We start from the raw sequence: 20,012 nt of genomic DNA on the forward strand, positions 1-20,012 counted from the left end.
TGGCATGAGAACCTCCCTTGGCTGGCGTTGAAGACATCGCCTTGTAGCGCAAAAAATAAGCAATGACCAGCCGGAAAGACACCGAATACGCGAGAAAACACGCAAGTGCATCCAATATGGCGAACGGACGGAGATGACCCGCAAGGTCTCCGCCCGTTAAACGATGCCGACGTCGCCTTATTCGGCTGCGTCCTGTGCTTCGCCGCTTTCATAGTCCGCAATCAGCTCGGCCATTCCGGCCTGCGTATGACGCTTCAATTCCCGGCGATCGCTGGGCTGGGGCGCAAAAGTGACGGTGAGGCCCGTATCCCTTATCGTGCCGATGGCGAAAGACGCGCCGGACACCATGCGCACGCCCTCATGCAGCCATAGCGGGTCGGTGGCGAAATGCTGGCCGATGCCGACCACGACGGGAATGCCCTGCCAGTGCGACATGCGGTCGTAATGGATGTGGCCCGCCAGAATACCGACGACATCATGCTCGAACAGCAGCTCGTCCAGAATCTCGGTATCGTCAAAGGAGAGGGATTCCCACTCCGCATCGGGACGGTCAAAATCAAGCGCCGGCGCATGGTGCATCACCAGCAGCTTCGGCAGTTCGGGGTGGTTTTCGAGTTCATCCTCAAGCCATTCGATCTGCCCGGGCTCGAAAGCCCCGCCGACCTTGCCGGGAACGCTGGTGTCCATGACGATGATGTGGATGCCGGCAATGACTTCCGCATGATCGTAAGGTTCATCCAGATTCTCGTGGCGGCCGAGCATGACCGGATAAAACCCATCACGACGATCGTGATTACCGAGCGCGAAGAGCACCGGCACATCCAGTTCGGCTTGCGCCATCAGGCGCTTGAGTTCTTCATAGCTGCCGGCATCGCCTCTATTGGTCAAATCACCGCTGACAACGATGAATTCAGGCGGCGGCACGAGCGCCTTGATCTGCGCGAGCGTCGCGGAAAGCGTGGCCGAGGTCTCGGAATAAAGATCATCATCCTGCACCTGCGGATTACCCACATGCAGATCGGTCAGATGGACGAAATTCACCCGTTCGGACATGGAATCCTCCTGTTATCGCGTGCAGAAAATCCGGCTCGAAATGGCCTGTCCCGACCATTCATGATCGTCCGGACAGACCTGACAATGTGTTGGTGAATGGGTAGCTGCGCTGTGTGTCACGCGAATGAATATCCGCTCGGGAACAACGCCTGGAAGGGCCTTTTCCCCGGCGCACCTGTCGCCCGCCCCGTGCCCGTGATAATCGGACGGACACTCCAACCGCAGTGAGAAGTCCATGCCCGAAATCAGGATCGCCCTTTACCAGCCCGATATTCCCGGCAATACCGGCACCATCCTGCGGCTGGCCGCGTGTCTCGGCCTTGGCGTGGACATCATCGAGCCGGCCGGTTTCGATATTTCCGACCGCAATCTGAAACGGGCGGGCATGGACTACATCGCGGCGGCGGCGCTCACGCGCCATGTCAGCTGGGACCGTTTCGAGGAATGGCGGGCAACCACCGGCCGCCGGCTCGTTCTCGCCTCCACCAAGGCCGCCCTGCCCTATACTGATATCACCTATCGCACGGATGATATCCTGCTTTTCGGCCGTGAAAGTGCAGGCGTACCGGACCATGTGCATGAAAAGGCGGATGAGCGAATCATCATCCCGATGGTGGCGGGACAGCGCTCCATCAACGTCGCCATGTCGGCGGCGATGATCACCGGCGAGGCTTTGCGCCAGACGGCATGGGCGTAAGCGCCATTTTTAACGCCAATTTTTCGGGCAAATACAAAATTTGACCGTTTTTACTTCAAAACTGTCGTAACCCGGCCTGTACCGGGGGCGTTGAGGCTCCTATACTCTTTAGCCGGACAATAAAAATCGCCCTCGCCGGAACCATGCCCCGGCGGGTGTGAGGAGACGTCGCATGCAATCCACCATTGTCATCGTCAACCTTCTCGGCGCAGTCGCACTGCTGCTGTTCGGTCTGTCCCAGGTCAAGGACGGCGTTACCCGCGCTTTCGGCATGAAACTCCGAAGCGTGCTGGCCACCGGCACCCAGAACGGTCCACGTTCCTTCTTTTCCGGATTTTTTGCGACGGTAGCGCTGCAAAGCTCGACGGCGACCGCGCTCACCGTCGCCTCCTTTGCCGAGCGTGACCTCATCAAGCCGCGCATGGCGCAGGTGGTGCTGCTCGGCGCCAATGTCGGCACCGCCGTTACCGCATGGATCGTGGCGGCCGGGGTGGAATGGCTGTCGCCGCTGCTGATCCTTGCCGGCATCGTACTGAAAAAGGGCAGTTCCAACGCCAGACAGGGCGGCGGGACGGCGCTGATCGGCATCGGCCTGATGCTTTTGTCACTGCATCTTTTAAGCGGCGCGACCGAACCGATGCGGGCCTCGCCGGCGCTCGGCGTCTTCATCGGGCTCCTTGATGGAGCATGGCCCGTCGCGCTGATCTTCTCCGCCGTGCTCGCCTTCGTCTCCTCTTCCAGCCTTGCCGTCGTGGTGCTCATTCTGTCGCTGGCCGCCACCGGCACGCTTTCCACCGGCCTCATCATCGTTCTCATTCTCGGCGCCAATCTCGGCGGCGCCATTCCGCCTGTTATCGCCACACTTTCCGGCCCCGCCTCGGCGCGACGCATCACCATCGGCAATCTTGTCGTGCGAACCATCGGCTGCCTCATTGCCATGCCGCTCGCTTCCTATGGCGCGGAACTCCTGCAGCAATTACCGCTTTCGCCCACGAAATTGCCTGTTGATGCCCACCTCATCTTCAACGTCATTCTGGCGGCGCTGGCCTGGCCCTTCTCCGGCCTGATATCCGACCTGATGGCGAAACTGGTGCCGGGCGATCCCAAGGCTGAAGACGGCCCGAATTTCCTCGACCAGCAGGCGCTGGATATGCCGGTTGTCGCGCTTGCCAATGCTACCCGTGAGGTCCTGAGCGTCGGCGACAGCATCGAGCGGATGCTGATCCGCGCCGAAAACGCCTTCAAGCACAATGATCTGGCGCCGCTTCAGGAAGTCTCCCTGCTCGAAAAAAAGGTCGACCGCCGCCAGCAGGAGGTGAAGGTCTATCTGTCGCAACTGGGGCGCAAGGGGCTTTCCGACGAGGAAGCCCGCCGTTCGATCGCCATCATCGATTACGCGATCAATCTCGAACATATCGGCGATATCATCGAAAAGGGCATCTGCGAGCAGATTCGCAAGAAGGTGCTGAACAGCTTCAAATTTTCCGATGACGGTTATGAGGAGCTGAAAACCCTGTTCGACATGACCATCGAGAACCTGCGCGCCGCCCAGAGCATTCTTGTGACCGGCGATTTCGAGCTTGCCCGCCGGTTGATGGAAAGCAAGGTGGATATACGCCGCCTCGAAAAACAGTCCTCCAACCGGCATCTGGAGCGGCTGCGCGACGGGCTGACGGAAAGCATGCAGACCAGCTCGCTGCATCTCGACATGCTGCGCGACCTGAAACGGATCAACGCCCATATCGTTTCGGTGGCGCATCCCATTCTGGATGAAAGCGGTGTGCTGATCGAAAGCCGCCTGCGTTACGCCGAACCCCGCGCCTAACTCAATCGGCCGAGGGAAGCCGCCGCATGGTGAATTCGATGCGGTCGCCTTCAAGCTGCCGCCAGCTTTCCACTTCCGTCCAATAGGCCGCTTTGGGAAAGCTGTCGAACCATTCGCGCGCCTTGGCGCGGGCTTCCTCGCGGCCGAGACAGAAGGTCTGGCGCACGAACATGCCGTCACGCTTTTGTTCACCGCCGGCGCTTTCGCGTTCCTTGCGATGATTGGCGATCCTGCGCTTCAGCCCATCAAGGGGCGGCGGTCCGGCAAATTTCGTCATGATATTCACCTCTGGCACCTACATCGATAAAGATAGTGTCGGCGCGCCGCCTTGGCGAGTCGTATTTGTGCGCGGCGCAAACACCTGCTAGAGGCGGCGGGAACAGACTTCACCGCAGGAGAAAGAAGATATGGAACGGCCAATCTTGCCGAAGGGCTTGCCCGAGGACATCGAAGACAAGAAGGCCACAGCCGAAGCCTGGTTCCAGCATCTGCGCGACACCATCGTCGCCTCCTTCGAAACCCTGGAAAACGATCTTACCGGCCCTCTTTCCGATCAGGAGCCCGGCCGTTTCGTGCAGAAAGACTGGCTGCGCGACAATGGCGAAGGCGGCGGCGGCAAGATGTCGATGATGGAAGGCCGCGTCTTCGAGAAGGTCGGCGTGCACACCTCCACCGTCCATGGCGAGTTTTCGCCCGAGTTCCGCAAGCAGATACCGGGTGCGGAAGAAGACCCGCGCTTCTGGGCCTCCGGCCTTTCGCTCATCGCCCATCCGGTCAATCCCAATGTGCCCGCGGTACATATGAATACCCGCATGGTCGTCACCACCAGCCACTGGTTCGGCGGCGGCGCGGACCTGACGCCGGTTCTCGGTCGTCGGCGGACGGAACAGGACCCGGACACCCAGCTTTTCCATCGCGCCTTCGAAATCACCTGCAACCGCCATCCGGTTGCCGATTACCCGCGATACAAAACGTGGTGCGACGAGTATTTCTTCCTGAAGCACCGCAATGAACCACGCGGCACCGGCGGCATCTTTTTCGACTGGCTGCACCCTGATGAGGAAAAAGGCGGCTGGGACGCCAATTTCACCTTCGTGCAGGATGTCGGCCGCGCCTTCAATCTCGTTTATCCGAAAATCGTCCGCGCCAATTTCAACCAGAACTGGACGGAAGAGGACCGCGACGAGCAGCTTATCCGCCGCGGTCGCTATGTGGAATTCAACCTGCTTTATGACCGCGGCACGATCTTCGGCCTGAAGACGGGCGGCAACGTTGAATCGATTCTGTCCTCGCTGCCGCCGGTGGTGCGCTGGCCTTAAAAAACCTCACGCAAATTTGACGCTCATCAGCCATTTTGTCGCAAATAGCGCAAATTAGGACTTATGGAAAAATCAAGGCAGTGGTAGTCTCCTCCCGCAGACGTACTGGAGGAGCTATCGTCATGATTACTTCGAACAGCATGCCTATCTCTGCTTCCGTCGAGGAAGCGCTGCATTCCATCGATACCCCTGATCTGATCGACCGCCTGGCAGCGGAAATGCGCGCCACGGGTGATCGTGAACTGCCCCATTCCTTTTATGTCGAACAGGTGAAACGCTCCCTTGCCGGACAAAAAACGGCACGGCGGGCAGCCAATGACGAAATGCCTCGTACAAAAATTCCGGCAGCTGGCACATCCTCTGTGTTCCAGTGCTGGGCAATGCCCGAATAGGGGGCCCGAATAGGGCGCCGAACAGGGTTGAAGGACGCCGCTCTGGAACATAAGCGGCGAACTTTCGTTTCATGACCGAAGGACAGCATGTCACTTCAATGCTGTCCTTCGCTGAAACAGGGAGGCAAGACCATGAGACTTTTTGAATGCGGAACGCTCGTGCCCGGCTGTGCCTGGCATACGCGCGCAGATGACGACGCTGAAGTCGTCCGCCGCACGGTGGAGCACATGCGCTCGGCCCACGGCGAAACCGTCATCCGCGAAAACGTGATCGAGAACATCAAATCCCGCATCCGCGACGAAGCGAATGCGGCGTAAGCCGCAACGCCTTCGTTGCTGCGACTTCAATTCTCCAGCATATCCTTCAGCCGGGCGGTCAGCGCTGCCCGGTCAAGGGAGAAATTGACGTCGATCCACTTTTCCTCAAGGCTTTTCAGCACTTCGCCCACCTTCGGGCCAGCCTCGACGCCTGCCGCCATCACATCCACGCCGCTCAGGGGGAATCCGGGCCTGTGGAATTTTTCCGCCCGCGCCAGCAGGGTCGAAAGCCGCGCCACCTTCTGCATGGCCGTGTCGCCAGCAGAAACATCGGCACGGGCGGCGGCAAGCGCAAGCTTCAGCCGTGTCTTCACACCTTCGACACCCTGACGGTAAAGCAGCCGGTCAAGCGCCGTCTCCTTCAGTTCGGGGTCAGCCGCCGCTGCCGAAGCCCAATGGGTAAGATAGGCAGCTTCGGCCTTTGACAGCCGGAGGCGCGCGGCAAGGGCGACCAGCCTGTCCCTATCGGGCGGCAGGATGGCGGAAAGCCGCAGCATCGGGTCCACCGCCCAGCCAAGAGCCTGTTCCGTCGCCACCAGCCCGTGAATGGCGTCGATACCCCATTTCTCGGTCTCGGGAAGAATTTCCGTCAGCACACCCGATTGCCGCATCCATAAAAGAGCGCGGGAGGGATCGTGCGCGGAAAGCAGCTTTTTCAGCTCGCTCCATACCCGTTCGGCCGAAAGGGTACCCAGCTTGTCCTTGGCCCGCGCACTTGCTCTGAGACCGTCCGCATCAGGACGGCCGGAGCCGTAGTGGGCGAAAAAGCGGAAAAAGCGCAGAATCCGCAGGTAATCTTCCGAAATCCGCATCGCCGCATCGCCGATGAAACGCACGGTTCCGGTTTCGATATCTGGCAGCCCATCGATAAGATCGATGATCTCGCCCTTTTCATCGGCATAAAGAGCATTGATGGTGAGATCGCGCCGCTCGGCGTCGGTCTGCCAGTCGGTGCCGAAAGCCACCTGTGCATGACGCCCATTGGTCTCGACATCACGACGCAGCGTCGTTACCTCGAAACCTTCGCCATCGATCACCAGCGTTACCGTGCCGTGCTCGATGCCGGTTGGAACCGCCTTGATGCCCGCAGCCTTCGCCCGCGCCACCACCACGTCAGGGGTGAGCGTCGTCGCCAGATCGACATCGACGACCGGCAGGTCCATCAGCGCATTGCGCACCGCGCCGCCGACGATCCGCACCTCGCCGCCATCGGCATTCAGAAGCGCAAAGATGCGCTTCAGCGCCGGTTTTTCGAACCAGTCCCGCCCGGCAAGGCTGCTCATGAATAAAACCTCTCGTAAATCGTCCTGACGATGCCCGCCGTAATGCCCCAAATGTAGCGTTCGCCATAGGGCATTTCATAGAAAAACCGCTCCTTCCCCTGAAAGATGCGGCTGCCGCGCCCGTGATTGGCCGGGTCCATCAGGAAGGATAGCGGCACCTCGAAAACCTCATCCACTTCCGTTGGATTAAGCGTCAGGTCAAAGCCGGGACGGACGACCGACAGCACCGGCTTGATGCGAAAACCCGTCCCGGAAATATAGTCCGGCAGGCGCCCCACCGTTTCCACGAAAGACCTGGAAAGGCCGATTTCCTCTTCCGTTTCGCGCAGGGCCGCCTCCTCCGGCGTGCGGTCTTCGGCATCGATGCCGCCGCCCGGAAAGGAAATCTGGCCGGAATGTTTGCGCAAAGTGGAGGTGCGCTGGGTGAAGATCACCCGCGCATCGTTGCCGTCATCGATAACGGGCACCAGCACGGCGGCATCCTTCAGCCTGATGCCGTTCCCAGAGAGAACCACGCCCGGATTGAGCACATGGTCGCCATTTTCGCGCTCGGCCACGCCCTCGCCTTCCTGCAGCACCCGGCGGCGGAAATCGCTAGCGGTAAAAGCCTTGAGGCCCGTTGTCGTCATAGTCATTGCGAAAGCCGTTCCAGTTCATTGGCGGGCATCACCGGAAAGACGATCCCGCCCGAGCGTACGGCGAACATGTCGATACCATCAACGTCGATCACTTCACCGAGCGCGACGAGATCATACATCACCGCCCGCGAGATCAGCGCTTCCAGCCGGCCGCGCACCAGAAGATAGGGTTTCAATTCGCGGTTTTCTCCGAAAATTTCAAACCGCAGCGGATACTCCGGCCCCGCCTCCACCACATCACCGACATTGGTGCGGAAGGTGAGCAGCGGCTCGCCATCCTTCTCACCCACGGTCACCTTCATTTCGACGGCGACGAAAGGCGCATCGACGACCCGGATGCCGACTTTTTCCACAGGAGTTACGAGATAGGTTTTGCCGTCCTCATCCTTGCGTAGAACGGTGGAAAACAGCCGCACCAGCGGCGCCCTACCAATGGGCGTGCCGAGGTAGAACCATGTGCCGTCGGCGCGGATTTCCATGTCGAGATCGCCGCAAAAGGGCGGATTCCAGCGTTCCACCGGGGCCGGCCCGCGTTTGGCATCGCCAGTCTGTTCGGCGGCGCGGGAAATCATCGCCGCCAGCCCCGCCGCATCACCTGCCGAATTTATCGTCTCCGCTGCCATATTCGAGTCTCGCTTTGCCGATAAGGAAATACTAAGTCACGACATAGTCATTCGAATGGCGCTTGTCAGCGGCCAAGAGAGCAATAAGCTATATGCAGCGCAAAATCCGTCCCGGCCAGCGGCCAGCAAAACCGGGATGCGACTGTGACAGCGGCGAAGGTATGAGGAGAGCGACATGGGCGTGATGAATACCGGCGAAACCCTCGATGAAAAGGCCATCGTCGCCTCGGCCGAAAAGGCGCTTTCCGACATTGCGGCCATCCGCACGGAAGTCTCCAAGGTCATTTTCGGCCAGGAAAAAGTGGTGCAGAACACGCTTCTCGCCATCCTCTCGGGCGGCCACGCATTGCTCGTCGGTGTTCCCGGCCTTGCCAAGACCAAGCTCGTCACCACGCTCGGCACCGTGCTCGGCCTCGATGCCAACCGCATCCAGTTCACGCCTGATCTCATGCCGTCGGATATTCTCGGCTCCGAAGTCATGGATCAGGACGAAAACGGCCGCCGTTCCTTCCGTTTCATCAAGGGCCCGGTTTTCGCGCAATTGCTGATGGCCGATGAAATCAACCGCGCCAGCCCGCGCACGCAATCCGCTCTTCTGCAGGCCATGCAGGAATATCACATCACCATGGCCGGCCAGACCTATGAGCTGCCGAAGCCGTTCCACGTCCTGGCCACCCAGAACCCGCTGGAACAGGAAGGCACCTATCCGCTGCCCGAAGCCCAGCTCGACCGCTTCCTGCTTCAGGTGGATGTCGGTTATCCCGAACTTGCCGCGGAGCGCCAGATCCTGCTCGATACGACAGGCACCGCCTCTGGCGAAGCACGCGGCGTGATCGATGCCGAACGCCTGATGGAAGTTCAGGCCCTCATCCGCCAGATGCCGGTCAGCGACAAGGTCGTGGACGCGATCCTTTCGCTCGTCCGTTCCGCCCGCCCCGGCCATGGCAACAAATTGACCGACAAACACGTTGTCTGGGGCCCGGGCCCGCGCGCAGGACAGTCGCTGATGCTGACCGCCCGCGCCCGTGCGCTCTATGAAGGCAGGCTCGCACCGTCGCTGGACGATGTCTATGCGCTCGCCGAGCCGGTGCTGGAACACCGCATGGCGCTGACGTTTGCGGCCCGCGCCGAAGGCATGTCGGTGCGCGATGTCATCGCAGCCCTCGTGGAGCAGGCGAAGAACTGAACGCACGTTCGCGAAAGGACTGCATGTGGCATCCATCGGCCAGATCGTAGACAAGACGCCGGGTAGCGAAGTTCTGGCGCGTGCGCGCCAGCGCGCCGCACTGGTGCCGGACTGCATGGTCGAGGCAAAACGCATCGCCAACACCGTCACCGCCGGCTGGCACGGCCGCCGCAAGCGCGGCATCGGTGAGAATTTCTGGCAATTCCGCCCCTATGCCGAAGGCGAGAGCCTGTCGCGCATCGACTGGCGGCGCTCGGCCCGCGACGATCATACCTATGTGCGTGACCGGGAATGGGAAGCCGCCCACACCATCTGGCTCTGGGCCGACATGTCGCCGTCGATGATGTTCAAATCCACCCTCGGCTCCGTTTCCAAGGAAAGCCGGGCGCTGGTGCTGATGCTGGCGCTGGCGGAAATCCTTGCGCGCTCGGGTGAACGGATTGGTTGCCCCGGCATCATGGAACCGGTCTCGGCCAGAAATGCCGCCGAACGGCTGGCCGCCGCCATCATGCATGCGCCGCTGACAACAGGCATGCCGGAAACGGGCATGATCCGCGGCGCGAGCGATATCGTCCTCATCGGCGATTTTCTCGATGATGCGAAAAATGTGATGGAGCGGATTTCGCCGCTCGCGCGGCGGGGCTTACGTGGCCATGTGGTGGAAATCGCCGATCCGGCCGAGGAAACCTTCCCTTATTCCGGCCGCACCGAATTCACTGATCCGGAAACCGGCGAAAAACTCGTGTCCGGCCGCGCCGAAACCATTCGCGAGGACTACACCCGCGCCTATCTCGCAAGGCGCGAGGCCTTGTCCTCATCGCTGCGCCGTCTCGGCTGGAACTTCGTCTTCCACCGCACCGATCACCTCGCTTCCGAGGCGCTCGTCGCTGTTCACATGTATCTTTCCGGCGCGCCCGCGCAAGGCGGTGGCCATCGATGAGCGCATTGCCTTTCGTGTTTACCAGCCCCTACATCCTCTTCGGCCTTCTGGCGCTGCCCGCCATCTGGTGGCTGCTGCGGCTCACGCCGCCGCGCCCCAAGGCGGAAGTCTTTCCGCCGCTGAAGATTCTGGCGACGGTGCTGAAACGCGAGGAAACGCCGTCGAAAAGCCCGTGGTGGCTGACCCTTCTGCGCATGGCGCTCGCCGCCGCCGTGATTTTCGCTCTGGCGGACCCGGTGGTAAACCCGCGCAACAGCAGCATCGCCGGCAGCGGCCCCCTGGTGCTCGTGGTCGATAATAGCTGGGCCTCCGCGCCCGACTGGGAGCGGCGCGTGGCAACCGCGCAAGCTCTGATCGGAGATGCCGAACGGGCCGAGCGCCCGGTTTCCATCGTTTTCACCGCCGACGCCGAACATGACGCCGTGCCGGGAACGACAGCCGTGGCGCTGGACAAGCTCGCCGCAGCAAAACCGAAGCCGCTGGTTCCCGATCGTATCCGCACGGCAGAGGCCATCACCGAAGCGCTGAACGGTACGCCCCCCGGCACGCTCGCCTATATCACCGATGGCGTGCAGAGTGCGCAGGATGAAAGCGCGATGAGAACGCTTGCCAGCCTCTCGCCCGCCGAATTCCGCATCGTGAAGGGCGATGGCAAGGCGATCACCGCCATATCAGGCGCCACCAACAATGCCGACGCCATGAGCGTCACGCTTTCACGGCTGGATACCGCCGAAGCCGCGCGGCTGACCGTGAATGCGCAGGACAGCCAGGGCCGCATCCTCGCCAATGGCACCGCCAGCTTCGCGCCCGGCGAGGCCGAGACGACGGCGACGGTGGAAGCGCCCTTCGAACTGCGCAACGATTTCGCCCGCCTTTCCCTCGAAGGTGTCTCGACGGCGGGTGCGGTGCATCTTCTCGATGACGGCTTCCGCCGCCGCCGCGTGGCGCTGCTGGCCGGCGAAACCGGCAATGATTTCCAGCCGCTGCTGCAGCCGCTTTATTATATCAGCCGCGCCCTGCAGCCTTTTGCCGATCTCATTCCGCAGCGGCAGGCCGATCTGGCGCAGGCGATCCCGGAAATCCTGCAATCCAACCCCTCCGTCATCGTCATGGCTGATATCGGCCGCCTGCCGCAGGAAACCTATGAGCCGATGCAACGGTGGCTGGCCGGCGGCGGCACGCTGATCCGTTTTGCCGGACCGCGCCTTGCCGCGGCCCCAGCCGACGATCCGCTGGTGCCGGTAACACTCAGGCAGGGCGAACGTGCGCTCGGCGGCGCGCTCTCCTGGGCCGAGCCGCAGCCGCTTGCCGATTTCCCGAGTTTTGGCGCCTTCGCCGGCATGCCGAAGGCCGATGGCATTCTCGTCAAACGCCAGGTTCTGGCCGAACCGACACCGGATCTGGCTGAGCGCACCTGGGCCAGCCTTGCCGATGGCACGCCGCTCGTCACCACCCGTAACGTCGAGGCAGGCCGCATCGTGCTCTTCCATGTCAGCGCCGAAGCAAGCTGGTCCGACCTGCCGATCTCAGGCCATTTCGTCGATATGCTGCGCCGTATCGTGCAATTGTCGAAGGCGGGCGGCGCTTCCGCCAACGCCAATGCCCCGGCGGCCGCCCTGCCGCCCTTCCGGCTGCTCACGGCCGAAGGCGCACTGTCGGCCGAAATCGGCACTGCCCGACCGCTGGAAATGCGCGCCGGCCAGCCGCCCCGCACCGGTTTCGACAATCCCCCCGGCCTTTACGGCACAGAGGATGGTTTCGTGGCTCTCAATCTCTTAGCCGCTGGTGCGACGCTGCGCCCCCTCGACACGTCGGCCGCCGGTATCGGCACGTCAAGCGAAGCGCTGATCGGCGAAACGGCAAAATCCCTGCGCCCCGCCCTCTTCATCGCCGCCTTCCTGATGCTGATTGCCGATAGCCTGATCGTGCTCTTCATGAACGGCGCATTCGCCCGCCTGCCAAAAGCCCGCAGCGCCACCGCCGCCACCCTGCTTCTGGCGCTTGGCGCCTTTGCCACCATGTCGCCAACGGACGCGCGCGCCGACGATCCGAAACCCGGCGACGAGCAGATATTCGAGCGGCTGGACACCACGCATCTCGCCTATGTCCGCACCGGTGAAGACGATGTCGACCGCATTTCCGAGCAGGGCCTGCAGGGTCTCAGTGAATTCCTGACCTGGCGCACGACGCTGGAGCCCGGCCAGCCGGTCGGTCTCGATATTTCCAAGGATGAATTGTCCTTCTATCCCATCATCTACTGGCCGGTTTCCGCCACGGCACCGATGCCCTCAAGCGCCGCCATCTCGCGTATCGACGCCTACATGCGCGCCGGCGGCACCGTACTGTTCGATACGCGCGACCAGTTCTCTTCGCTCGACACCGGCGCGACCAGCCCTAACGGCGAACGCCTGCAAGCGATCCTCGCCAATATCGACATTCCGCCCTTGGAGCCCGTGCCGGAAGACCATGTTCTGACGCGCTCTTTCTACCTGCTCACCAATTTCCCCGGTCGTTACAACGGCTCGCCGCTCTGGGTGGAATCGCGGCAGGGCGCGGCCAAGACCACGTCGGGCCTTTCCTCCTCCGGTGATGGCGTGACGCCGATCATGATAACAGGCAATGACTTTGCCGGCGCATGGGCCGTCGATGCGCAGGGCGCGCCGGTTCTGCCCACCGTGCCACCAGACGAGATGCAGCGCGAACACGCCTTCCGCTCCGGCGTCAACATCATGATGTATATGCTGACCGGCAACTACAAGGCCGATCAGGTCCACGTTCCCGCACTTCTCGAACGGTTGGGGCAGTGACATGACATTGACCTTCGCCCCCTTCCTGCCGTGGATCGTAATCGCCGTTCTGGCAGTCGCAGCCCTCGCCCTTTCCTTCATCGGCCTGTGGCGCGGCGTGCGCGGCGCGTGGCTGCGCGGGCTGGCGCTCGCCGCCCTGCTTGCCGCCATCGCCAATCCGCTTCTGACGCAGGAAGAGCGCGAGCCGCTCTCCACCATCGTGCCCGTCATCGTCGACCGCTCGCAGAGCCAGGACGTGCAGGAGCGGCCGCAGATGACCGATACCGCGCTGGAGACGCTGAAAGACCGGCTCTCGCGCTTCCCGCGCATTGAGCCGCGCATCGTGGAAGTCCGCGACAATGGTGAGAGCGATTCCCCCTCGACACAGCTTTTCTCGGCGCTTTCCTCTGCCGTCTCGGATGTCTCACCATCCCGCGTCGGCGGCGCGATCTTCCTCAGCGACGGCCAGATTCACGATATTCCCAACGCTTTGCCCAATGCCGAACAGGCGCTGGGCTTCCGCGCGCCGGTCCATGGGTTAATCACCGGCAAGGCCGATGAGTTCGACCGCCGTATCGAAATAGTCCGCGCTCCGCGCTTCGGCATCGTCAACGAAGAGCAGCAGCTGACACTGCGCGTCTTCGATGACGGCCGCCCCGCCGGCGGCGGTTCCGCGGAAGTGACCGTGAAGATGAATGGCGAAGAAATCGCCACGCTGCAGGCCACGCCCGGCCAGCCGACGCCGTTCAGCTTCAAGGTTCCGCGCGGCGGCAACAATGTCATGGAGTTTTCCGTCGCCGAGCTTCCGGGCGAAGTAACGGCCGCCAATAATCGCGCCGTTCACCTGATCGAAGGCATCCGCCAAAACCTGCGCGTGCTGCTCGTTTCCGGCGAACCCCATGCCGGTGAACGCGCCTGGCGCAACCTCCTGAAATCCGACGCCTCGGTCGATCTGGTGCATTTCACCATTCTGCGCCCGCCCGAAAAACAGGACGGCACGCCCATCAACGAACTCTCGCTGATCGCCTTCCCGACCCGCGAACTGTTCGTTGAGAAGATCAATGATTTCGACCTCATCATCTTCGACCGCTACCAGCATCGCGGCGTGCTGCCGATCCTTTATTACGATTACATCGCCCAATATGTCGAAAAGGGCGGCGCGCTTTTGATCGCCGCCGGGCCGGAACATGCCGGTCAGGATTCGATCGCCATGACGCCTTTGGCCTCCGTGCTGCCGGCGCAGCCGACGGGTCAGGTGCATCAGGCCGCTTTTTACCCCCGTCTTTCGGAAGCGGGCAAGAAACACCCCGTCACCCGCGGGCTGGAAGGCTCGGGCAACGAGCCGCCGCAATGGGGCCGCTGGTTCCGCACCATCAGTGTCGACCCGCCGCAGGGCCAGACCGTGATGCTGGGCGACGGACAGGACCCGCTGCTGGTGCTGAACCGGCAGGGCGAAGGCCGTGTCGCCATGCTGCTGTCGGATCAGGGCTGGCTGTGGGCGCGCGGTTACGAAGGTGGTGGCCCGCATGTGGCGCTTTACCGCCGCATCGCCCACTGGCTGATGAAGGAGCCGGAGCTTGAAGAAGAGGCGCTGACGGCGCGCGCCAACGGCCGCACCCTGCAGATCACCCGCCAGACCATTGGCGACGATCCCGGTCAGGCGAGCGTGCGTTTCCCTTCCGGCAAAACGGAAAGCATGGCCTTCACCAGCGCCGAGCCCGGTCTTTACAGGATCGAGCGCCGCATGGATGAAACCGGCCTGTTCGAAATCAAGAACGGCGATTTCACCACCCTCGTCCATGTCGGCGCGGTGGATGCACCGGAATTCAAGGCGATGATTTCGACGACCGAAACGCTGAAACCGCTGGCAGACGCCACCAAGGGCAGCGTGCACCGTGTCGCCGATAGTTCCGGCCGTATCGCGCTGCCCGATATATTGCCCGTCCGCGGCGATATCAGGGTTGCCGATGAGGATCGCATGCTGATACGCATGACCGACGAGACGGTGCTGAAAGGCGTCAACACCCTGCCGCTCTTTGCCGGTTTTGCCGGGCTTGCCGCCCTGCTGCTCGCCTTCTCCGCGCTCTGGTGGCGTGAGGGCCGGTAAGGGCGTTTCGGCCCGGCGGCAGCGCCGGGCTTTCCCGTCTCCGATTGGAAATCGAAAGCGGTCGCCACCCCGGCGTCTGGAGAGAAACCATGAATTTCATTTTGAGCGACGTCGCGGATCCAGAAGCCGAAAAGGCCATCCGCGATCCGCTGGTGGCCTATAATCTCGCCCGTTTCGGCGAAAGCGACAAACGCGAACTCATCATCACCATCCGTGACGACGAAAACATTGTTACCGGCGGTCTGGTTGGCCATACCGCCCGCGGCTGGCTTTACGTGCAGCTTCTTTTCATACCGGAAACCATGCGCGGTCGGGGCACGGGCCCCAAGCTGCTTGCAATGGCCGAGGAAGAAGCCAGAAAACGCGGCTGCATGGGCGCCTATATAGACACGATGAACCCGGATGCCCTGAGAACCTATGAACGCTACGGCTTCACCAAAATCGGCTCGCTTGGCCCCCTTTCCAGCGGCCAGTCGATCACCTGGCTGGAGAAGCGCTTCTAGATTGCATAAAGCTGCTAAGCCGCGATCACCGATACCTCACCGTCGACCGTCCGACCCATAGCCTCGCGAATCTGCTGGCGAAGCCACACGGCCCCGGCATCCGCATCGGTCTGCAGGGCCCAGACCATGGCGACGGGTGGGAAGTTCAACGCCACCGGCACCGGGCTTATTTCCAGCCCCAGCAGCGGCGCATAACGCAGCGCGATACGCGAGGACACGGTGGCCAGCACCGCCGAAGATCGCGCCGTTGCCAGTACCGAAAGAAAATCCGGCGCCGCGGCAACGACGTCGATTTCCAATCCGCTCAGCTCCAGCGCATCCTTGATGCAGCCGTGCAGGCTGTCCGTCTGCGATATGACCGCATGTTTGGCCGCCACATAGGCGTCCAGTCCCACGGGATTGGGCAGATCGAGTAAAGCCGGGTTGAAACAGCAGAATACGCTGGAAGAATAGAGCGGTTCGCAATGGTGGCGCTGCTCTTTCGAATAGGTGCATCCGACAGCCATGTCGATCACACCCGTATCCAGCATCGCCGTGATTTCCTGCTCCTGCCCGTTGCGGGCGAGAATACGGATACCGGGCGCAATCTCCCGCAGCCGCGCCGTCAAATCCGGCAAAAGCAACAGTTCCACCTCGCTCGACATGCCCAGCCGGAATGTGCGGCGCTCCGTTGCCGGATCGAACACATCCGCCGTCAGCACCGCCGCCTGCGCCTGCCTGAGCGCCTGTCTCACCGGCCCGGCCAGATTGAGCGCCCGCGCCGTCGGCTTCATCTCCTGCCCCACGCGGATGAAAAGCTCGTCTTGAAACAGGGTCCGCAGGGTGGAGAGATTATGGCTCATGGCCGGCTGCTGGATTTTCAGCCGCCGCGCGGCGCGCGTGACATTCATTTCCTCCATCATCGCATCGAAGGCGATGAGAAGGTTGAGGTCGAAAGAACGAAGATTGAAATGATCGATAGTTTGCATAAGTCACATCGATTTGATTGCTGACCTCTCTACACTTAGCTGGAGTACGGAAAGTTTCAAGACGTTCCCCAACCCAGGAGCCCTCAATGCCGTCACGTCGCTCACTTCTCAAAGGCGCCGCCAGCGCCATCATCGCCGCCCCCTTCGTTGCACCCTCCCTCGCCTTCGCCAAGGCGCCGCTCGCCGCCACACAGGCACCCGGCTTTTACCGGCTGATGGTCGGCAAGGTGGAAGTCACCGCGCTTTCGGACGGCGTCATCGCGCTGCCGCTTGCCAAAATCTACACCAACACCACACCGGAACATGCGACAAAGGTGCTGCAGGATGCCTTCCTGCCGGAAGAAACGCCCACCTCGGTCAACGCGTTTCTCGTCAACACCGGCGACAGGCTGGTGCTGATTGATGCCGGCACCGGCACCTATCTCGGCCCAAGCCTCGGCCGGCTCGTCGCCAATATCGAGGCCTCAGGCTACAAGGCGGGGGAGATAGACGATGTTATCCTCACCCATATCCATACCGACCACTCCGGCGGGCTGTCTGCGGATGGCAAACGCGTCTTTGCCAATGCGACCCTGCACGTCAACAAGCGCGAAGCCGCTTTCTGGCTTGATGAGGCAAAGGCCAAGGCGGCGCCCGAAGCGCTGAAGAAGGGTTATGCCGAAGCGAAGGAAAGCATCCAGCCCTATATCGATGCCGGCAAGTTCGAGACATTCGGTGATAGTGCCGCGCCGGTTCCCGGCCTCGGCTCGATCCTTTATGCCGGCCATACGCCGGGCCACAGCGGCATCGTTCTGGAAAGCGACGGCCAGAAAATCGTCTTCTGGGGCGATATCACCCATGGCGATATCCTCCAGTTCGATGAACCTGATGTCGCGATCGAATTCGACGTCGACCAGAAGGCTGCCGTCGCCGCCCGCGATCTGGCATTCCGGCAGGCGGTGGAAGGCAAATATCTGGTGGCAGGCGCCCATATCGCCTTCCCCGGCATAGGCCATGTGCGCACCGACAGCACGAATTACGATTGGCTGCCGGTCAATTACACGACGCTTTAACCGCAAACAGCATGGCCTGATCCTTGACGGTCAGGCCATGCCCCTGAGCGGCAATCAGGTCAGCGCCACCTGCCGCGTTTCCGCATTGATCATCGTCGCGGCGATGGCGGCAAGCACCAGTAGACCGGCAAAAATGCCGATCGCGACACCGAAACCCTGCGCTATGGCATAACCAAGCAATGAGGGCGCCAGCAGGCCACCGAGCCTTGCCATGGCGCCTGCGGCCCCCATGCCGGTCGCCCGCGACTCCGTTGGGTAAAGCTCCGGCGTAAAGGCATAAAGCGCGCCCCAGGTGCCAAGCAGCGCAAAACTCATGATAAGAAGCGAGGCGGCGATCATCGCGCCACCGGTGGCAAGCGTGAAGAGAAGGCATCCGAGCGCGGAGAGCAGACAGAAGCCGATCAGTGTCGGCTTGCGGCCCCATTTTTCAACGCCATAGGCGGCAAGCGCATAACCGGGGATCTGCGCCAGCGCCACCAGCACTAGAAAACCATAACCACGCACGAAGCCGAACCCGTCTCCGGCCAGTTTCGCCGGCATCCAGGTGAAGACACCGTAATAGGAGACGGAGACAAGGAACCAGATGGCAAGGATCATGATGCTGCGCTGCCGGAGTGCGGGTGAAAATATCCCCTGCCCCTTGGCCACGTCAGGCTGGAAAAGCCCGGTTCCGGCATCGAGCGGCGCACGGCCATTCGTCACCAGCATACGGTTGACGACAGTCTTTGCTTCTTCCGACCGACCGCTGCGCAAGAGGTAAAGCGGCGATTCCGGCACCAGAAAGCGCAGGCCAAGGCCGAGGACGGCCGGAAAGGCCGTCACGGCAAAAATGTAACGCCAGGCGTCGGCGACACCGGCAAGGCTGGCGCCCCAGGCCGCAAGCGCCACAATCAGCGTTCCGACAGCCCAGAAGCCTTCCAGAAAGACCAGCCAGCGCCCGCGATTTTTGGCGGGCAGGAATTCCGCCATCATCGCATAATCCACCGGCAGCGTGCCGCCCACGGCAGCCCCGGTAAGAAAGCGCAGAACGAGCAGAATGGTGAAATCAGGCGCGAATATCGAAAGCACACCGAACAGCGCATCACAGGCCACGGTGACGATCAGCACCCGGCGACGCCCGTAACGATCCGCCAGCCGCCCGAAACCGGCAGCGCCGAGAAGCATGCCGAAAAAGAACGCCGTTCCGGTCTGCAGCGCCTGCGGCACCGTCAGGCCAAAGGTTGCGGCAATCGAGGCGGCTGTGAAGCCGACGGCCAGAACCTGCATGGCATCCGCCGCCCAGACGAGACCGAAAATGCCCATCAGCCTGCGCTGATAGGCGCCTGCGCCCGCGCGCTCCAGCGCCTCATTCATGGTGATTGCCGTCATGCCCCGCCCCTCTGCAGAAATCGACTTTCACTTGCTATCGCATGGGGGGAGGAAACGGAATTGAATTCTGTGGAGGGTGCGCACGGTTGGAACGAAATGCTCGGCGCAACGATAGGCGAACCCCTGCGCCTCCGCCCTCATCCCTGTGCTTGTCACAGGGATCCCGCCAGCCCAAGTCCTTGGGCTGAAAAGAGTCCTCTCGCCGCGCAGACGCGCGTCGGCTGGATTCCTGTGACAAGCACAGGAATGAGGGAAGACAGAAGCGCTGGCGAGAAAAGGCAAAGCTGCCTTGCAGAAAGACCCTCAGCCGTAAACCCGAAGAGGCTCCTCAAAACCCTCATCTTCCGCAGCTGCGGCAGGCATCACGGCCTCGCAGTTGCGCCAGCCGATCTTGCCCTTCAGCCGCTGATGAACGTCATTGCCAAGCGGCGCCACCAGCACCCGGTTCGGATCAACCGGCCCCGGAAAATCGAGCGCCGCATAAGCGACCTTTTCGAAACCGAGCGGCATGTAATAGGGCGGATCGCCGATCAGGATGACGGCTTCGGAGCCCTTCCGCCTTGCGGCCGCAATGGCGATGCGGACGAGTTCCCGGCCAATGCCCTTGTTCTTGTGCGAGGGCCGAACCGCAAGCGGGCCAAGCATATGGCCCTTCACCCCGCCGGCCAGGACGGGCGTCATGCGCACCGAAGCGATCGTCTCACCATCATCAGCGCAGACGAAGGACAGCGACCGGTCATGCGGACCCTGCTCACGGATGCGCGCCGCCGCACGGGTGTGCCGGCCGGGACCAAATGCTTCTTCGTTGATGACTTCGATGATGGCGTCGTGCGACGCGTCCTCGGTGAGGTAGACAAGATCGTGCTTGGACATGAAGAGACCGAAACTTCCAGAATGCGGATGCGACAATAGATGACGGCTGCGCCGGTAAGGGCGTTCAGGAGCGTCAGCGTC

Annotated in this window: 19 protein-coding genes; 11 read left to right on the plus strand and 8 right to left on the minus strand. The window is 61.9% G+C overall.

Annotation, left to right across the window (positions count from 1 at the left end; all coding sequences use genetic code 11):
* Window positions 1-177: 177 nt before the first annotated feature.
* Window positions 178-1,053, minus strand: a complete 876-nt coding sequence (locus MRBLRC7O_RS09440) for a phosphodiesterase (RefSeq protein ID WP_004430233.1) — start codon at window positions 1,051-1,053, stop codon at window positions 178-180.
* A gap of 235 nt (window positions 1,054-1,288) precedes the next feature.
* Between MRBLRC7O_RS09440 and MRBLRC7O_RS09445 the strand changes: the two genes are divergently transcribed.
* On the plus strand, window positions 1,289-1,750 hold the full coding sequence (locus MRBLRC7O_RS09445) for a tRNA (cytidine(34)-2'-O)-methyltransferase (protein WP_004430229.1): 462 nt from the start codon (window positions 1,289-1,291) through the stop codon (window positions 1,748-1,750).
* Window positions 1,751-1,922: 172 nt separating this feature from the next.
* The gene (locus MRBLRC7O_RS09450) at window positions 1,923-3,575 is read left to right on the plus strand and encodes a Na/Pi cotransporter family protein (protein ID WP_004430225.1); all 1,653 of its coding nucleotides are present in this window, start codon (window positions 1,923-1,925) and stop codon (window positions 3,573-3,575) included.
* Between the two features lies 1 nt (window position 3,576).
* Here MRBLRC7O_RS09450 and MRBLRC7O_RS09455 read toward each other — a convergent pair whose 3' ends face one another.
* Window positions 3,577-3,852 (minus strand): hypothetical protein, encoded by a 276-nt coding sequence (locus MRBLRC7O_RS09455; protein ID WP_004430221.1) that lies wholly within the window; start codon window positions 3,850-3,852, stop codon window positions 3,577-3,579.
* Window positions 3,853-3,982: 130 nt separating this feature from the next.
* On the opposite strand from MRBLRC7O_RS09455, the gene hemF reads away from it, so the two are divergent.
* The 3 genes from hemF (at window position 3,983) to MRBLRC7O_RS09470 (ending at window position 5,604) form a co-directional block, all read left to right on the plus strand.
* Window positions 3,983-4,894: an oxygen-dependent coproporphyrinogen oxidase gene (hemF, locus tag MRBLRC7O_RS09460; protein WP_004430216.1), complete on the plus strand. Its 912-nt coding sequence runs from the start codon at window positions 3,983-3,985 to the stop codon at window positions 4,892-4,894.
* A 122-nt stretch (window positions 4,895-5,016) separates the two neighbouring features.
* Complete coding sequence (locus MRBLRC7O_RS09465; RefSeq protein ID WP_004430213.1) at window positions 5,017-5,286, plus strand: hypothetical protein; 270 nt, start codon at window positions 5,017-5,019, stop codon at window positions 5,284-5,286.
* Window positions 5,287-5,418: 132 nt separating this feature from the next.
* Window positions 5,419-5,604 carry a DUF1059 domain-containing protein gene (locus MRBLRC7O_RS09470; protein WP_080866337.1) on the plus strand — a complete coding sequence of 62 codons (186 nt, stop codon included), beginning with the start codon at window positions 5,419-5,421 and terminating at the stop codon, window positions 5,602-5,604.
* A gap of 26 nt (window positions 5,605-5,630) precedes the next feature.
* Here the strand turns inward: MRBLRC7O_RS09470 and MRBLRC7O_RS09475 are convergent, their stop codons facing one another.
* The 3 genes from MRBLRC7O_RS09475 to MRBLRC7O_RS09485 are packed head-to-tail and all read right to left on the minus strand — an operon-like array spanning window position 5,631 to window position 8,148.
* Window positions 5,631-6,887 carry a CCA tRNA nucleotidyltransferase gene (locus tag MRBLRC7O_RS09475; protein ID WP_004430203.1) on the minus strand — a complete coding sequence of 419 codons (1,257 nt, stop codon included), beginning with the start codon at window positions 6,885-6,887 and terminating at the stop codon, window positions 5,631-5,633.
* Entirely contained in the window at window positions 6,884-7,522 is a 639-nt protein-coding gene (locus MRBLRC7O_RS09480; protein WP_004430201.1) for an NUDIX hydrolase, read from the minus strand. Before MRBLRC7O_RS09480 ends, MRBLRC7O_RS09475 begins: the two co-directional genes overlap by 4 nt.
* Window positions 7,519-8,148, minus strand: coding sequence for a DUF1285 domain-containing protein (locus MRBLRC7O_RS09485; RefSeq protein ID WP_004430198.1), 630 nt, complete (start codon window positions 8,146-8,148; stop codon window positions 7,519-7,521). The genes MRBLRC7O_RS09480 and MRBLRC7O_RS09485 overlap by 4 nt, the downstream gene beginning before the upstream one ends.
* A 175-nt stretch (window positions 8,149-8,323) precedes the next feature.
* On the opposite strand from MRBLRC7O_RS09485, the gene MRBLRC7O_RS09490 reads away from it, so the two are divergent.
* The 5 genes from MRBLRC7O_RS09490 (at window position 8,324) to MRBLRC7O_RS09510 (ending at window position 15,670) form a co-directional block, all read left to right on the plus strand.
* A complete protein-coding gene (locus MRBLRC7O_RS09490; RefSeq protein ID WP_004430195.1) occupies window positions 8,324-9,334 on the plus strand; it encodes an AAA family ATPase in 1,011 nt (336 codons plus the stop codon).
* Window positions 9,335-9,359: 25 nt separating this feature from the next.
* Window positions 9,360-10,274 carry a DUF58 domain-containing protein gene (locus tag MRBLRC7O_RS09495; RefSeq protein WP_004430192.1) on the plus strand — a complete coding sequence of 305 codons (915 nt, stop codon included), beginning with the start codon at window positions 9,360-9,362 and terminating at the stop codon, window positions 10,272-10,274.
* Window positions 10,271-13,081 (plus strand): DUF4159 domain-containing protein, encoded by a 2,811-nt coding sequence (locus MRBLRC7O_RS09500; protein ID WP_004430189.1) that lies wholly within the window; start codon window positions 10,271-10,273, stop codon window positions 13,079-13,081. Before MRBLRC7O_RS09495 ends, MRBLRC7O_RS09500 begins: the two co-directional genes overlap by 4 nt.
* Window position 13,082: 1 nt before the next feature.
* Window positions 13,083-15,167: a hypothetical protein gene (locus MRBLRC7O_RS09505; protein ID WP_004430185.1), complete on the plus strand. Its 2,085-nt coding sequence runs from the start codon at window positions 13,083-13,085 to the stop codon at window positions 15,165-15,167.
* Between the two features lie 89 nt (window positions 15,168-15,256).
* Window positions 15,257-15,670 carry a GNAT family N-acetyltransferase gene (locus tag MRBLRC7O_RS09510; protein WP_004430183.1) on the plus strand — a complete coding sequence of 138 codons (414 nt, stop codon included), beginning with the start codon at window positions 15,257-15,259 and terminating at the stop codon, window positions 15,668-15,670.
* A 14-nt stretch (window positions 15,671-15,684) separates the two neighbouring features.
* Here the strand turns inward: MRBLRC7O_RS09510 and MRBLRC7O_RS09515 are convergent, their stop codons facing one another.
* Complete coding sequence (locus tag MRBLRC7O_RS09515; RefSeq protein WP_004430180.1) at window positions 15,685-16,638, minus strand: LysR family transcriptional regulator; 954 nt, start codon at window positions 16,636-16,638, stop codon at window positions 15,685-15,687.
* Window positions 16,639-16,724: 86 nt separating this feature from the next.
* Here MRBLRC7O_RS09515 and MRBLRC7O_RS09520 point away from each other — a divergent pair, with 86 nt between their 5' ends.
* The gene (locus tag MRBLRC7O_RS09520; RefSeq protein ID WP_004430178.1) at window positions 16,725-17,690 is read left to right on the plus strand and encodes an MBL fold metallo-hydrolase; all 966 of its coding nucleotides are present in this window, start codon (window positions 16,725-16,727) and stop codon (window positions 17,688-17,690) included.
* A gap of 54 nt (window positions 17,691-17,744) precedes the next feature.
* Here MRBLRC7O_RS09520 and MRBLRC7O_RS09525 read toward each other — a convergent pair whose 3' ends face one another.
* On the minus strand, window positions 17,745-19,058 hold the full coding sequence (locus tag MRBLRC7O_RS09525; RefSeq protein WP_080866338.1) for an MFS transporter: 1,314 nt from the start codon (window positions 19,056-19,058) through the stop codon (window positions 17,745-17,747).
* 303 nt (window positions 19,059-19,361) lie between these two features.
* Complete coding sequence (locus MRBLRC7O_RS09530; RefSeq protein ID WP_004430175.1) at window positions 19,362-19,931, minus strand: GNAT family N-acetyltransferase; 570 nt, start codon at window positions 19,929-19,931, stop codon at window positions 19,362-19,364.
* Window positions 19,932-20,012: the final 81 nt, after the last annotated feature.

The sequence above is a fragment of the Agrobacterium radiobacter genome (assembly GCF_040801995.1).
GTDB lineage: Bacteria > Pseudomonadota > Alphaproteobacteria > Rhizobiales > Rhizobiaceae > Agrobacterium > Agrobacterium radiobacter.